The organism is Streptomyces sp. NPDC039462 (assembly GCF_055639375.1).
The window spans coordinates 1,738,967-1,755,021 of record NZ_JBVKAO010000001.1; the positions used below are offsets into that span (position 1 = coordinate 1,738,967).

2 protein-coding genes are annotated in these 16,055 nt (G+C 71.9%); both read left to right on the forward strand.

What is annotated here, in order from left to right; translation table 11 throughout:
- The first annotated feature begins 9 nt into the window (after window positions 1-9).
- Window positions 10-11,415: an amino acid adenylation domain-containing protein gene (locus ACZ7LU_RS07205; protein ID WP_471915967.1), complete on the forward strand. Its 11,406-nt coding sequence runs from the start codon at window positions 10-12 to the stop codon at window positions 11,413-11,415.
- The gene (locus ACZ7LU_RS07210) at window positions 11,412-16,043 is read left to right on the forward strand and encodes an amino acid adenylation domain-containing protein (RefSeq protein ID WP_471915968.1); all 4,632 of its coding nucleotides are present in this window, start codon (window positions 11,412-11,414) and stop codon (window positions 16,041-16,043) included. The genes ACZ7LU_RS07205 and ACZ7LU_RS07210 overlap by 4 nt, the downstream gene beginning before the upstream one ends.
- The last annotated feature ends 12 nt before the right edge of the window (window positions 16,044-16,055 follow it).

The window sequence follows — 16,055 nt, forward strand, 5'->3', positions numbered from 1 at the left end:
CCAGGGGGAATGATGAACGGCAACGCTGCTCATGCTCTGCCCCTCCTTGACGCCCAGGAGGGAATATGGCTGGCGCAACGCGTGGCGGGCTCGCGCCGGTTGTACAGCGTCGGGCAGTACGTCGAGATATTCGGGCCCGTCGACGAGAACTTATTCGAGCGCGTACTGCGGCAGTTGACGGACGAGACGGAAATCCTGCACGCGTGCTTCGAGGACGACGGCGCCGGCGGATCACGAATGATCTTTCCTGATCCGGCGAGCAACACATCGAAAGACGCCGAAGAGGCGGACGGCGCGGTCACCGAATTCCTCGACCTCACCGCCGAGGAGGACCCGAAGGCGGCCGCAGAAGCGTGGATGCGGGCGGAACTGAACCAGGAGATCACCGCCCACGCCGACCGCCCCTTCTCGCACGCCCTCTTCCGCCTGGCACCCGACCACCACATCTGGTACCAGCGCTACGACCACCTCCTGATGGACGCCTACGGCTGCTCCCTGCTCGCCCGCCGTGCCGCGGACGTCTACACGGCTCTGCTCGACGGGAAACCCTTCGCCCCGGCGGACCACGCCCCGCTGCGCGAACTGATGGAGCAGGAGTCCGCCCACCGTGCCTCCGGGCGCCACGAGGCCGACCGGAGGTACTGGCACGAGCGCTTCGGGGACCGCCCCGACGTGACCGTGGTCCCCGGCCACAGGACGACGCCGGGCCCTGCCAATCCCGAAGCATCCGAAGACTCCGAAGCTCGCGCCGCATCCGACGCGCCCGGAGCGGTTCTGCGTGAGACGGGGCACCTGCCGCCACGCGCCGTCGCGGCACTGCGCGCGGCGGCCACCCGGGCCGACGTGAGCTGGCCCCGCCTCGTCGTCGCGGCGGTCGCCGCCTTCGTGGGCAGGCTGAGCGGTTCCGGCGAGGCGATCCTGAGCCTCCCGGTGGCCGGCCGCACGAGCCACCAGGCCCGGCGCACCCCGTGCACGATGGCGAACATCCTGCCGCTCCGCCTCCCTGTGACCGCCGACACGAACCTCCTCGACCTCGCGCGGACGGCGGCCGGAGAGATCGGCGACCTCATCGACCACCAGGACTTCCGGGGTGAGCGCCTGCGCCGCGAGCTCAACTGGCCCACCGGCGACCGCTGGTACTTCGGCCCGTACGTGAACGTCATGCCGATGGCCGGCGAAACCCTGTCCTTCGGCGGCCGACGGGCCGTCGTGCGCGACCTGTCCAGCCGCCGCGTCGAGGAGTTCGGCGTGCTGGTGAGCGGCGCGTCCGCCGACCGGGGCATGGAGATCACCTTCGAGGCCGACGCGCACACCTACGACCGCGACTGGCTCCGCGGCAGCCACCGCTCCTTCCTGCACTTCCTGGAACAGCTCACGGCCGACCCGGCGCAGCGAGTGGGACACGTGCCGCTGATGGCCGAGCCCGAGCGAGGCGTGACGCTCGCCGCCTGGAACGCCACCGCGCGCCCGACAGCGGCGGACACGGTGCCGAAGCTGCTGGCTCGCCAGCTCGGCTGGTCGGCGGACGCGGTGGCGGTCGCGGACGGTGAACGGTCCATTTCCTACGGGGAGTTGGATGTGGCGGCGGGTCGTCTGGCGTCGTATCTGGCGGGTGTGGGGGTGGGGCGTGGTGATCGTGTCGCGGTGGTGATGGAGCGGTCGGTTGATTTGGTGGTCGCTCTGTTGGGGGTGTGGCGTGCGGGGGCGGCGTATGTGCCGGTGGATGTGGAGTATCCGGCGGAGCGGGTGGCGTTCCTGCTGGAGGACTCCGAGCCGGTAGCGGTCGTGTGCACAGAAGCACACCGGGACGCCATCCCCGTGGGTATGGGGGCGCAGGTCGTGGTGCTGGACGACCCGGGGGTCCGTGCGGACGTCGCGGCGTGCCACGCCGATGGTCCGGCGGTGTCGGTGGGTGCCGGGGACGTGGCGTATGTGATGTATACGTCGGGCTCGTCGGGGGCGCCGAAGGGTGTGGCGGTTCCGCACGGGGCTGTGGCGGGGCTGGTGGGGGATTCGGGCTGGTCAGTGGGTGCGGGCGATGCGGTGTTGATGCATGCGCCGCATGCGTTTGATGTGTCGCTGTTCGAGGTGTGGGTGCCGCTGGCGGCGGGTGGCCGGGTGGTGGTTGCCGGGCCGGGTGTTGTGGATGCCGGTCGGATTCGTGCGGCGGTCGATGGCGGTGTGTCGGTGTTGCATGTGACGGCGGGGATGTTCCGGGTGCTTGCGGAGGAGTCCCCGGAGTGTTTCACCGGGCTGAGGGAGGTGCTGACCGGTGGTGATGTGGTGCCGGTCGGTGCGGTGGCGCGGGTGCGGGAGGTGTGCCCGGGCGTGGCGGTACGGCATCTGTACGGGCCCACCGAGATCACTCTGTGTGCGACATGGCATGTGCTGCCGGCGGGGGTCACCGGTCGTCCGGCCCTGCCGATCGGGCGCCCGCTCACCAACCGGCAGGTGTACGTCCTGGACGCGGCGCTGCAGCCGGTCCCGCCCGGAGTGGTGGGGGAGTTGTACGTGGCGGGGTCCGGCCTGGCACGCGGTTACCTGCGGCGCCCCGGTCTGACGGCGGAACGCTTCGTGGCGTGTCCGTTCGGCGTGGGGCGCATGTACCGCACAGGTGACTTGGCCCGGTGGTCGGGCGAGGGCGAGCTGCTGTTCGTGGGGCGTGCGGACGAGCAGGTGAAGGTGCGTGGCTTCCGGGTCGAGCCGGGTGAGGTCGAGTCGGTGCTCGCCGGGTACGCGGGGGTCGGGCAGGCCGTCGTGGTGGCCCGGCAGGACGGCGCTGCGGCCGGCGACAAGCGGCTGATCGGCTATGTCGTGCCGGACGAACGGCAGCGGGAGCGGGGTGCCCTCGACCCCCGAGCCGTACGCGAGTACGTGGCGGATCGCCTGCCGGAGTACATGGTTCCGGCGGCCGTTCTGGCCCTGGACGCACTGCCGATCACGGCCAACGGCAAGCTCGACCGCGCCGCCCTCCCGTCCCCCGACTTCGCGGGCGTGGGCGCTGTCCGTGGTCCGGCGACGCCCATGGAGGAGGTGCTGTGCGGCCTGTACGGCGAGGTCCTCGGCCTGGGACGGGTCGGCACCGACGTGTCCTTCTTCGACCTGGGCGGGGATTCGCTGCTGGGCATGCGGCTGGTGGCGCGGGTGCGTGCGGTGCTGGATGTGGAGGTGGGGATCGGGGAGCTGTTCGGGGCGCCGACGGTGGCGGGGCTCGCCGGGCTGATCGGTGGGCGTGCGGGCGTGGTCGGGGAGCGGGTGGAGCTGCGGCCGTGGGTGCGGCCGGATGTGGTGCCGCTGTCGTTCGCGCAGCAGCGGATGTGGTTCCTGAACCGACTTGAGGAAACGGTTCCGGGCGCGGCATCGGCGTACAACTTGCCGTGGGCGCTTCGGATTTCGGGCGTGCTGGACGTGACCGCGTTGGAGGCCGCGGTGGGTGACGTGGCCGACCGTCACGAGAGCCTGCGCACCGTCCTGCCCGAGGTGAACGGCGTACCCCGTCAGCGCGTCCTGGACGGCGCAGCGGGCCGGCCACCCCTGCTGACCGGCGAGTGCACCGAGCAGCAGGTCGACGAGGTACTGGCGCAGCAGGCGGCACGCGGCTTCGACCTGCGCACCGACCTGCCGTGGCGGGTGTGTCTGATAACGGTCGACACGTATGAGTACGTGTTGTCGGTGGTGGCGCATCACGTGGCGGTGGACGGCTGGTCGATGGGTGTGCTGGCACGTGATCTGGAGGTGGCGTATGCGGCGCGATGTGAGGGGCGGGCGCCGGGCTGGGATGCGTTGCCAGTGCAGTACGCGGATTACGCGCTGTGGCAGCGTGAGGTGCTGGGGGAGCTGGAGGATCCGGCGAGTGTCTTGAGTGGCCAACTGGCGTACTGGCGTGATGCGTTGGAGGCCATCCCGCAGGAGTTGGTGCTGCCGGTGGACCGGGCGCGGCCCGCGGTGCCGTCGTTCCAGGGGCGACTGGTGCCGGTGGCGGCGGACGCGCTCACGCATGGCCGGCTGGTGGAGGTGGCCGGACAGGGCCGGGCGACGATGTTCATGGTGGTGCACGCGGCGGTGGCGCTCCTCCTGTCCCGCCTGGGAGCGGGCGACGACATCCCGCTGGGCACGCCGGTCGCGGGCCGCGGGGACGCGGCGTTGGAGGAGCTGGCCGGGTTCTTCGTCAACACCCTTGTCCTGCGCACGGACGTGAGCGGTGATCCGACCTTCGCCGAACTCCTTGAGCGGGTCCGGGCCGCGGACTTGGCGGCGTACGCCCACCAGGACGTCCCCTTCGAGCGCCTGGTCGAGGAGGTCAACCCGGCCCGTTCGGTGTCCCGCAACCCGCTGTTCCAGGTGATGCTCTCCCTGGACAACGTGCCCGAGCCGCAGTGGCGGTTCCGCGGCGCGGAGGTGCGCTCCGCGTCGATGGTCTCCCCGGTCGCCCGCTTCGACCTCGCGGTGACCCTCACGGAACGGCGCGACGAACGCGGCGCGCCCGCCGGCCTCGGCGGCGAGCTCCTCTACGCGACCGACCTCTTCGACGACCGCACCGCGCGGGCCCTGGCGGACCGGCTGGGCCGCGTCCTCGCGCAGGTCGCCTCTGATCCGGACCTCCGCCTCAGCGAGATCGACATCCTGACGCCCGCCGAGCGCTCGCAGACCGTGGAGCGCTGGAACGATACGGCGGCCGCTGCCCCGGACGCGTCGGTGCCGGAACTGTTCGCCGCACACGCGAAGCGCACGCCCGACGCCGTGGCGGTGCGGTCTGGCTCGGACGCCCTGTCCTACGGGGAGTTGGATGTGGCGGCGGGTCGTCTGGCGTCGTATCTGGCGGGTGTGGGGGTGGGGCGTGGTGATCGTGTCGCGGTCGTGATGGAGCGCTCGACCGATCTGGTGGTCGCTCTGTTGGCGGTGTGGCGTGCGGGGGCGGCGTATGTGCCGGTGGATGTGGAGTATCCGGCGGAGCGGGTGGCGTTCCTGCTGGAGGACTCGGAACCGGTGGCGGTGGTGTGCACCGGGGCACATCGGGACGCGATCCCTGCGGGCACACAGCTCGTGGTGCTGGACGATCCGGGGGTGCGTGCGGCGATTGCAGGGTGTCCGGTTGGCCGCTCGGTTGTCGGTATCGGCGCGGAGGACGTGGCGTATGTGATGTATACGTCGGGGTCGTCGGGGGTGCCGAAGGGTGTGGCGGTTCCGCATGGTGCTGTGGCGGGGCTGGTGGGGGATTCGGGCTGGTCGGTGGGTGCGGGTGATGCGGTGTTGATGCATGCGCCGCATGCCTTTGATGTGTCGTTGTTCGAGGTGTGGGTGCCGCTCGTAGCAGGCGGCCAGGTAGTGGTGGCCGGGCCGGGCGTGGTCGATGCCGGTCGGATTCGTACCGCCATTGCCGGCGGTGTGTCGGTGCTGCATGTGACGGCGGGGATGTTCCGGGTGCTTGCGGAGGAGTCCCCGGAGTGTTTCGCCGGGTTGAAGGAGGTGCTGACGGGCGGCGATGTGGTGCCGGCCGGTGCGGTGGCACGGGTGCGGCAGGCATGTCCCGGCATCGCGGTACGGCACCTCTACGGCCCCACCGAGATCACCCTCTGCGCGACGACACACTTGCTGCGGCCCGAGGAAGAGGCGGGTCGGACACTCCCCATCGGCCGCCCGCTCGCGAACCGGCAGGTGTACGTCCTGGACGCGGCGCTGCAGCCCGTCCCGCCCGGCGTCACGGGCGAGCTCTACATCGCCGGGTCCGGCCTGGCACGCGGGTATCTGCGACGGCCTGCTCTGACGGCGGAACGCTTCGTGGCCTGCCCGTTCGGCGGCGACGGTGGCGGACGGCGGATGTACCGGACCGGCGACCTGGTCCGGTGGACGGCTGACGGCGAGCTGCTGTTCGTGGGGCGCGCGGACGAGCAGGTGAAGGTGCGCGGCTTCCGGGTGGAGCCGGGTGAGGTCGAGTCGGCGCTCGCCGGACACGCGTCGGTCGGCCAAGTGGCGGTGGTGGCCCGCGAGGACCGCCCCGGCGACAAGCGGCTGGTCGCCTACGTCGTGCCCGCCACCCGGCGGAGCCTCGACCCCCGGGAGATACGGGACTACGCGGCGAGGACACTGCCCGAGTACATGGTCCCGGCAGCCGTTCTGCTCCTCGACGCCCTGCCGATCACGGCCAACGGCAAGCTCGACCGCGCCGCCCTCCCGGCACCTGACTTCACCGCCCGGGTCTCCCGGCGCGAGCCGCGCACGCAGACCGAGGAGATCCTGTGCGGCCTGTTCGCCGAGGTGCTCGGCCTGGAGTGGGTCGGGATCGAGGACGGCTTCTTCGACCTGGGCGGGGACTCGCTGTCAGGGATGCGGTTGGTGGCGCGGGTGCGTGCGGTGCTGGATGTGGAGGTGGGGATCGGGGAGCTGTTCGGGGCGCCGACGGTGGCAGGGCTCGCCGGGCTGATCGGTGGGCGTGCGGGCGTGGGGGAGGGGCGGCTGGAGTTGCGGCCGTGGGTGCGGCCGGATGTGGTGCCGCTGTCGTTCGCGCAGCAGCGGATGTGGTTCCTGAACCGCCTTGAGGAGACGGTTCCGGGGGCGTCTTCCGCGTACAACTTGCCGTTGGCGCTACGGATTTCGGGCGTGCTGGACGTGGCCGCGCTGGAGGCCGCGCTGGGTGATGTGGCCGACCGGCACGAGAGCCTGCGCACGGTCCTGCCCGACGTCGACGGTGTTCCGCATCAGCAGGTGCGGCACGGCGATGCGGGGCGGCCGCCGCTGGTCGTGGTGCGCGCCGACGAGGCCGACCTCGACCGGACCCTCGCCGGACAGCTGGCCACCGGCTTCGACCTGCGCACCGATTTGCCGTGGCGGGTGTGTCTGATAACGGTCGACACGTATGAGTACGTGTTGTCGGTGGTGGCGCATCACGTTGCGGTGGACGGCTGGTCGATGGGTGTGCTGGCACGTGACTTGGAGGTGGCGTACGCAGCGCGGTGTCAGGGGCGGGCGCCGGGCTGGGATGCGTTGCCGGTGCAGTACGCGGATTACGCGCTGTGGCAGCGCGAGGTGCTGGGGGAGCTGGACGATCCGGCGAGTGTCCTGAGCGGCCAACTGGCGTACTGGCGCGACGCATTACGCGGCGTCCCTCAGGAGTTGGTGCTGCCGGTGGACCGGGCGCGGCCTGCGGTGCCGTCGTTCCAGGGGCGGCTGGTCCCGGTGGCAGCCGATGCGTTCACGCACGGCCGGCTGGTGGAGGTGGCCGGGCAGGGCCGGGCGACGATGTTCATGGTGGTGCATGCGGCGGTGGCGCTGTTGCTGTCTCGCCTGGGTGCCGGGGACGACATCGCTGTGGGAACCCCGGCGGCGGGCCGCGGGGACGCGGCGTTGGAGGAGCTGGCCGGGTTCTTCGTCAACACCCTCGTCCTCCGTGCCGACGTGAGCGGTGATCCGACTTTCGCCGAGCTCCTTGAGCGGGTCCGGGCCACGGATCTGGCGGCGTACGCCCACCAGGACGTCCCCTTCGAGCGCCTGGTCGAAGAGCTGAATCCGACCCGCTCGCTCTCCCGCAACCCGCTCTTCCAGGTGATGCTGGCCCTCCAGAACGTCCCCGAAGTCGCCTGGGAGCTGCCGGGCGTCGACGTCCGGCCCGCACCGCTGCCGCCCGAACTCTCCGCCCGCTTCGACCTGGCGGTATCTATGGTCGAGCGGCGCGACGAGCATGGCGCGCCCGCCGGCCTCGACGGCGAGATCCTCTACGCGACCGACCTCTTCGACGACCACACCGCGCGGGCCTTGGCGGAGCGCCTGACCCACGTACTCGAACAGGTCGCGGCCGACCCCGGCCTCCGCCTCAGCGAGATCGACATCCTGACGCCCGCCGAACGCATCCGCATCGTCGAGCACTGGAACGACACGGCGTCCCCGGTCCCGGACGCGTTGGCACCCGAGCAGTTCGGCCGGCAGGTGGCGGCGTCCCCGCACGCGGTGGCGTTGGTGTCGGGCGAAGAGCGGCTCACGTACGGCGAGTTGGGTGGAAAGGTGAGCCGTCTTGCCCGGTACCTGATGGGTGTCGGGGTGGGGCCGGAGGTCCGGGTGGCCGTGGTGGGTGAGCGGTCGACGGAGCTGGTGGTGTCACTGCTCGCGGTGTCGTCGGCGGGTGGCGTGTTCGTGCCGGTGGACGCGGGATATCCGGCGGAGCGGCTCGCGTATGTGTTGAGTGACGCGGATCCGTCGGTGGTGGTCTGTACGACGGCCTCGCGGGGTGTGGTGCCCGACGGTTTTGCCGGGCGGGTCGTGGTGGTGGACGACCCGGTGGTGGCGCGTGAGATCGGGCGGCTTCCGGCGGGTCCGGTGCGGGACGCGGAGCGGTCGGTGCCGCTGACGGCTGCCCACGCCGCGTACGTCATCTACACCTCAGGTTCCACCGGCACACCCAAAGGCGTCGCCGTGTCGCACCACGGGCTGCGGAACCTCGTGGCGGAGAACGTGCGGCGGTACGCGATCGGCCCGGACAGCCGTGTGCTGCAACTGGTCTCGCCGAGCTTCGACGTCTCCCTCGCGGACATCTGGCCCACCCTGTGCGCGGGCGGCCGGCTCGTGCTCGCCCCGACACGGCTCGACATCTCCGGCGAGGAACTGGCCCGCCTGGTCCGCACCCGGCGCATCACCCACGCCGCGATCCCGCCGACCTTCCTCTCGCAGATGCCCCCGGAGGAACTGCCGGACCTCCGCCTGCTGATCACCGGCGGCGAGGCCATGCCCGCGGAGGTGCGGCGGCGGTGGTCGAAGGGCCGCGCCATGTACAACCAGTACGGGGTCACCGAGTCGACGATCATCTCCACGGCCGGCCTCATCCGGCACGGCGCCCCCGACGGCGAAGGACCACCGCCGATCGGCGCCCCCGTCACCAACACCCAGGCGTACGTACTGGACGCGTCCCTGCGCCCGGTGCCGGTGGGCGTGCCGGGGGAGCTGTACGTCGCCGGTGCCGGACTCGCCCGCGGCTACCTCGGGCGACCGGGGCTCTCCGCTCAGCGCTTCGTGGCGAACCCCTTCGCACCGGACCCCTTCGAACCCGGCCGGCGGATGTACCGCACCGGCGACGTCGTCCGCTGGACCAACGACGGCCGGCTGGTCTTCGCGGGCCGCGCCGACGACCAGCTCAAGATCCGCGGACACCGCGTCGAACCCGGCGAGATAGAGGCGGCCCTCGCGGCCTGCCCCGGCGTGCGCCATGCCGCGGTGACGATCAGGGAGGACCGGCCCGGCGAGCGCCGCCTCATCGGCTATGTGGCCGCCGACGGGCGGACGGTCGACGGCGGGACGGTCCGCGAGTACGTCGCCGGGGTGCTGCCGGAGTACATGGTGCCGACGGCGGTGCTGGTCCTGGACGCCCTGCCGCGCACCGCCCACGGCAAGGTCGACCGGGCCGCGCTGCCCGCCCCCGACTTCGCCGGGCGCGCCACGAGCCGGGAGCCGCGGACGGCGACCGAGCGGATCCTGTGCGACCTCTTCGCCGACATGCTGGGACTCGACCGGGTGGGCGCCGAGGACAGCTTCTTCGAGCTGGGCGGCGACTCGATCAGCTCGATGCAGCTGGTGTCGCGGGCCCGCCGGGCAGGTCTCGTCGTGACGCCCCGGCAGGTCTTCGAGGAGAAGACCCCCGAACGCCTCGCGGAGGTGGCGGAGCCCGCCGGGGACGAGGCCGCGGCGGACGACACCGGCGTCGGCGAGGTGCCGTGGACACCGGTGATGCGAGCCTTCGGCGAGAAGGTCGCGGGCCCCGGGTTCACCCAGTGGATGACGGTGGGCGCACCGGCCGGTCTGGGCCTGGACGTTCTCGCGGCAGGCCTGAACGCCGTCCTCGACACGCACGACATGCTGCGGGCCCGCACCGTGCCCGGCGAGCCCAAACTGATCGTCGGCGAGCCTGGATCGGTCGACGCGACGGGGTTGGTGTCGCGCGTCGACGCGACGGTCACGGCTGCGGTCCCGGGGAACGCCATCGCCGCCGAAACACTGGACGTGGACGTGGACGTGGACGTGGACGCGGACGCGGTCGCGGACAGGGCGGCACGGGAAGCCGCGCGGCGGATCGATCCGGCGGCCGGGGAGATGGTGCGGGCCGTGTGGATCGACGCCGGCCCCGGGCGCACAGGACGTGTGGTCCTGGTGGCCCACCACCTCGTGGTCGACGGCGTGTCCTGGCGCGTGCTGATCCCGGACCTGCGGACCGCGTGCGAGGCCGTGGCCGCGGGGCGGACACCGCGACTCGACCCGGTGGGAACGTCGTTCCGTCGCTGGTCGGAACTGCTGGCCCAGGAGGCGACCGACGAGCGGCGCGTCGCCGAGCTGCCGGACTGGCTGAACCTGCTGGGTGAGCACCAACCACCCTTGACCCACCGCGCGTTGGACCCGGCAATGGACACCGCACGAACCTTGCGCCGCCGGTCGTGGACCGTCCCCTGCGAACAGGTGGAGACCCTGGTGAGCCGGACACCGGCCGCCTTCCACTGCGGACCGCACGAGGTGCTCCTCGCCACCCTGGCTGGCGCGGTGGCGCACTGGCGCCCCGCCCGGGCAGCCGGGCTGCTGCTCGACATCGAGCGGCACGGGCGCGAACCCCTGGACGGAACCGACCTGTTGCGGACGGTGGGCTGGTTCACGAGCGCGCACCCGGTGCGGCTCGACGTGACCGGCGCCGATCTGGACGACGCTATGGCGGGCGGCCCGGCTGCCGGTACGTTGGTGAAGGCCGTCAAGGAGCAGGTGAGGGCGGTCCCCGGCGACGGCCTCGGCTACGGCCTGCTGCGTCACCTCAACGCCCGGACGGCTCCGGTCCTCGAAGCCGCCCCGACGGCACAGATCGGCTTCAACTACCTGGGCCGGTTCGCCACAGGGGCGGGAGCGGGCGCGGGCGCGGGGCCAGAGACGGAGGCGCAGGAGGGGTCTGCGACTCAGGTCGGGCAAGACGCGCAGGCCGGGCAAGACGAGCAGGCCGGGCAAGACGAGCAGGCCGGGCAAGGCGAGCAGGCCGGGCAAGGCGAGCAGGCCGGGCAAGACAAGCAGGCCGGGCAGGCCGGGCAGGCCGGCCAGGCCGCGGAGGCCGGGCACGTCGGACCCTGGCAGCAGGCAGGACCCGCCGCCGCCGGCGGCACGGACGCCGTGGACACCCCCGCACCACACGCCCTGGAAGGAATCGCGGCCGTCCGGGACACACCGGATGGCCCCGAACTCACCGTCACGCTCAGCTGGCCGGGCCGGCTCCTTGCCGAGGCCGACGCGGAACGTCTCGGCCGGACCTGGGTGCGCATGCTGACCGGCCTGGCCGCGCACACCGACGACCCCACCGCGGGCGGGCACACCCCGTCCGACTTCCACCTCCTCCAGCTGGAGCAGGACGAGGTCGACCAGTTCCAAGCGATCGCAGCGAACCTCGAGGGAGGTCTGTCCCGGTGAAGTCTTCAACCGCCGCGCACGGCTCGGCCCTGGCCGCAGTGTGGCCGCTGTCCCCGCTGCAGGAAGGGATGCTGTTCCACGCGGACTTCGACGACCGGGGCCCCGATGTCTACGCCGTCCAGTTCCTGCTGGACGTGACAGGACCGTTGGACGCCGGCCGCCTGCGCGCCTCCTGGGAGGCGCTGCTCGGCAGGCACGCGGCGCTGCGGGCCAGCTTCCACCGCAGGAAGTCCGGCGAAGCGGTGCAGCTCATCACCCGGACAGTGACCCTGCCCTGGCGAGACATCGACCTCTCGGGCCTCGCCGAGCCCGACATGACCGACCAGGCGGAGAAGCTGGCCGCACAGGAACGGGCCCAGCGTCTCGACCTGACGGTGCCCCCGCTGCTCCGCCTCCTCCTCGTACGGCTCGGCGAGCGACGGCACCGCCTCGTCGTGACGTCCCACCACCTCCTGATGGACGGCTGGTCGATGCCGGTCCTCCTGAACGAGCTCTCCCAGGTGTACGAGGCGGGCGGTGACTCGTCCGTACTCGGGCGCGCGGCCTCCTACGGCGATTACCTGGCCTGGCTGGGACGCCAGGACAAGGAGGCCGCGCGCGCCGCCTGGCGGGCCGAGCTCGCCGGGGCCGACGAGCCGACGCTCGTGGCACCGGCGGACCCGAGCGGCGCCCTCGTCCTGCCGGAAGAGACCTCCCTGTGGCTCTCCGAAGAGGAGACGCGGGCATTGACGGAGGCGGGCCGCTCCCACGGACTCACGGTGAATACGCTGGTCCAGGGCGCGTGGGCGCTCGTACTCGCCCGTCTCGCCGGCCGCACGGCGGACGTCGTCTTCGGCGCGACCGTCGCGGGCCGCCCGGCCGAACTGCCGGGCGCGGAGTCGATGATCGGCCTGCTCATCAACACGCTGCCGGTCCGCGTACGCCTCGACGGCACGCAGCCCGTCGCCGACATGCTGGCCCGGCTGCAGGAACGCCAGTCAGGCCTGATCGCCCACCAGCACCTGGGCCTCGCCGAGATCCAGCGGCTCACGGGACCCGGAGCGGTCTTCGACACCCTCGTGGTCTACGAGAACTACCCCGCGCCACCCGCCCGCCCGACGACCGGCGACGTGCCCACCTTCTCCGCATCCGCGGGCCACCAGGCGACCAACTACCCGGTGACCCTCGGCATCCTCACCACCGACCGCCTCCACCTCCGCGTGACCTCCCGGCCGGACCTGATCACCCGGGAGGATGCCGCCGCCATGGGCCGACGGCTCATCCGGGTCCTCCAGCAGATCGTCGCCGACCCGTCGACGCCGGTGGCCCGCATCGACGTACTCGGCGCACCGGAGCGCGGACTGGTCGTGGACCACTGGAACGACACGGCGGCCGCAGTACCGGACGCGTCGGTGCCGGACCAGTTCGCCGCGCAGGCGGTGCGCACGCCGGAGGCGGTGGCGGTGCGGTGTGGTGCGGATGTCGTGGCGTACGGGGAGTTGGAGGCGCGGGCGAATCGGCTGGCGCGTTATCTGACTCGGCTCGGGGTGGGGCCGGAGTCGCGTGTGGGTCTGTGTCTGCCGCGTGGTGTGGACATGGTGGTGGCGGAGCTGGCGGTGTGGAAGGCGGGTGGTGCTTTCGTCCCGCTGGATCCGGAGTATCCGGTGGACCGGTTGTCGTTCATGGTGGCCGACAGTGGTGCGGCCGTGGTGCTGGGCGTCGCGGAGAGCCTGGCGGAGGTGTCGCTCGGCGAGGCGCAGACGGTGAGGCTGGACGATCCGGAGGTCGCCCGGACCCTCACCACGGAGAGTGCAGCCCCCTTGGGCCTGCGCGTGGCGCGGGAGCAACTGGCGTATGTGATCTACACGTCGGGTTCGACGGGACGCCCCAAAGGTGTGGGGGTGGCGCATGGTGGCGTGGCGAACCTCGCTGCGGCGATGCGTCCGGTATTGGGCGTCTCCGAGGGGACTGTCGTCCTGCAGTTCGCGTCGTTCAGTTTCGACGCGGCGGTGCTGGATGTGGCGGTGACGCTGTCGGGCGGCGGCACGTTGGCGATCGCCTCGTCGGAGGAGCGTGCCCAGCCTTCGGCGCTGGCGGAGATGATCGAGACGGCCGGAGTGAGCACGGCCAGCGTCGTGCCCTCCCTGCTGGGCGTCCTGGACCCGCCGGCGGTGCGAGGCGTACGCAACTGGGTCCTCGGCGCGGAGCTGCTGACCGGTGAACTTGCGAGCCGTTGGGTCGGCCGGGCGCAGGTGTGGAACACCTACGGCCCCACCGAAGCCACCGTGATGTCCACCGCAGGACCGGTGGACGCCACGACCGGCCCGTCCGACGCCCCACCACCGATAGGCCGCCCGCTCGGGAACGTACGCACGTACGTCCTGGACGCCTTCCTGCGGCCGGTCCCGGTGGGCTCGACGGGGGAGCTGTACGTCGCGGGGCCGGGGGTGGCCCGGGGGTATGTGGGCCGCCCTGGACTGACGGCGGAACGTTTCGTGGCGTGCCCGTTCGGCGCGGGCGGCGGCCGGATGTACCGCACCGGCGACCTGGCCCGCTGGACGGCCGACGGGCAGCTGGCCTTTGCCGGCCGGGCGGACGAGCAGGTGAAGGTCCGCGGATTCCGCGTCGAGCCGGGCGAGGTGGAGGCGGCGCTCGTGGCGCACCCCAGCGTGCGGCAAACGGTGGTGGTGGCCCGCGAGGACCGTCCCGGCGAGAAGCGCCTTGTCGGTTACGTCGTACGCGATGGTCAGAAGGATGTAGATCCGGAGCTGTTGCGTGCGTTCGTGGCGGGGGTGTTGCCGGAGTACATGGTGCCGGTGGCGGTGGTGGTGCTGGACGCCTTGCCGTTGACGGTGAACGGGAAGGTGGATCGGGCGGCTCTTCCCGCGCCGGACTTCGCGGAGCGGGTGTCGGGGCGTGAGCCGCGTACGGAGGTGGAGCGGATCCTGTGTGGGCTGTTCGCCGAGGTGTTGGGGTTGGAGCGGGTCGGGGTCGAGGACGGGTTCTTCGAGCTGGGCGGTGACTCGATCAGCTCGATGCAGTTGGCATCCCGGGCCCGCCGCGCCGGACTGGTCATTACGCCTCGCCAGGTGTTCGAGGAGAAGACTCCGGAACGGCTGGCGGCTGTGGTGCAGACGCCCGGCGAGGCGCGCCCCGCAGTCGATGTCGGCGTGGGCGAGGTGCCCTGGACCCCGGTCATGCGGGCGCTGGGTGAGCGGGCCGCACGGCCGGGGTTTGCGCAGTGGGTGGTGCTGGGTGCCCCGGCCGGACTGGGCCTGGATGTTGTTGCGGCAGGCCTCGCAGCCGTTCTCGATACGCATGACATGTTGCGGGCGCGCGCTGTTCCTGGTGAGGCGAAGCTGGTCGTGGGTGAGCCGGGGTCGGTCGATGCCGGGGCTTTGGTCTCGCGTGTCGACGCGGTGGGCGCCGATCCGGATGTGTTGGGGGAGATCGGGGTGGCGGCCGCGCAGGAGGCGGTGGGGCGGCTGGATCCGGTGGCCGGGGTGATGGTGCGGGCCGTATGGGTGGATGCGGGGCCTGAGCGGCTGGGTCAACTCATCGTCGTAGGGCATCACTTGGTGGTGGATGGTGTGTCCTGGCGGGTGCTGGTTCCGGACCTGCGGGCCGCGTGTGAGGCGGTGGCCGAGGGGCGTGCGCCGAAGCTGGAACCGGCCGGGACCTCGTTCCGCCGCTGGGCCGAGCTGCTGGTGGCCGAGGCGACCGAGGAAAGTCGGGTCGCGGAGCTGGACGAGTGGTTGGGTCTGCTGGGCGACCCCCAACCCGCTCTCGCGCGACGGAGGTTGGACTCGTACATCGACACCGTAGGCACGCTGCACCACAAGGCGTGGTCCGTGCCGTCGGCGCAGGTCGCGACGTTGCTGGGCGGCACGGCGACCGCATTCCACTGCGGCGTCGACGACATCCTGCTGGCAGCTCTGGCCGGCGCGGTCACGCGCTGGAGGCCTGAGGTGGCAGCACCAGCGACTTCCGGTCCAGCTGCTTCCGGATTCCTGGTGGACGTCGAGGGACACGGCCGCGAGCCGATCGGGGAAGTCGATCTGTCGCGCACGGTCGGCTGGTTCGCCAGCACCCACCCGGCCAGGGTGGACACGACTGGTATCGATCTCACCCGGGTCATGGCAGGCGGACCCGCAGCCGGCGCGCTGCTGAAGACGGTCAAGGAGCAGTTGCGCGCGATACCTGGCGACGGACTCGGCTACGAACTGCTGCGCCACCTCAACCCGGAGACCGGTCCGGTACTGCGCGCCCGGCCCACCCCTGAGATCGGCTTCAACTACATGGGCCGTTTCGCGGCCGAAGCGAACCAGGGGCAGCCTGAGGCCTGGCAGTTGTCGGGTGAGACCGCCATCGGCGGTTCGATCGATCCGGACATGCCCCTTCACCACCTCCTTGAGGCGGGCGCGATGGTTCGGGACACGCCGGGTGGGCCGGAGCTGACGGTCACCCTGAGCTGGCCCGGCCACCTCGTGACGGACGCCGAGGCCGAGCGCATCGGCCGGACCTGGGTGGAGATGCTGGGCGGCCTCGCCGACCACACCGAAGCTCCCGCAGCGGGCGGCCACACGCCCTCCGACTTCCCTCTCCTCGACCTCGCGCAGGACGAAGTCGACGAGTTCGAAGGCCACTGATCCCGACTGACC

Bases quoted from the DNA above. Each gene is read 5' to 3' on its own strand.
- ACZ7LU_RS07205 (WP_471915967.1), top strand. From the start codon at position 10: ATGATGAACGGCAACGCTGCTCATGCTCTGCCCCTCCTTGACGCCCAG.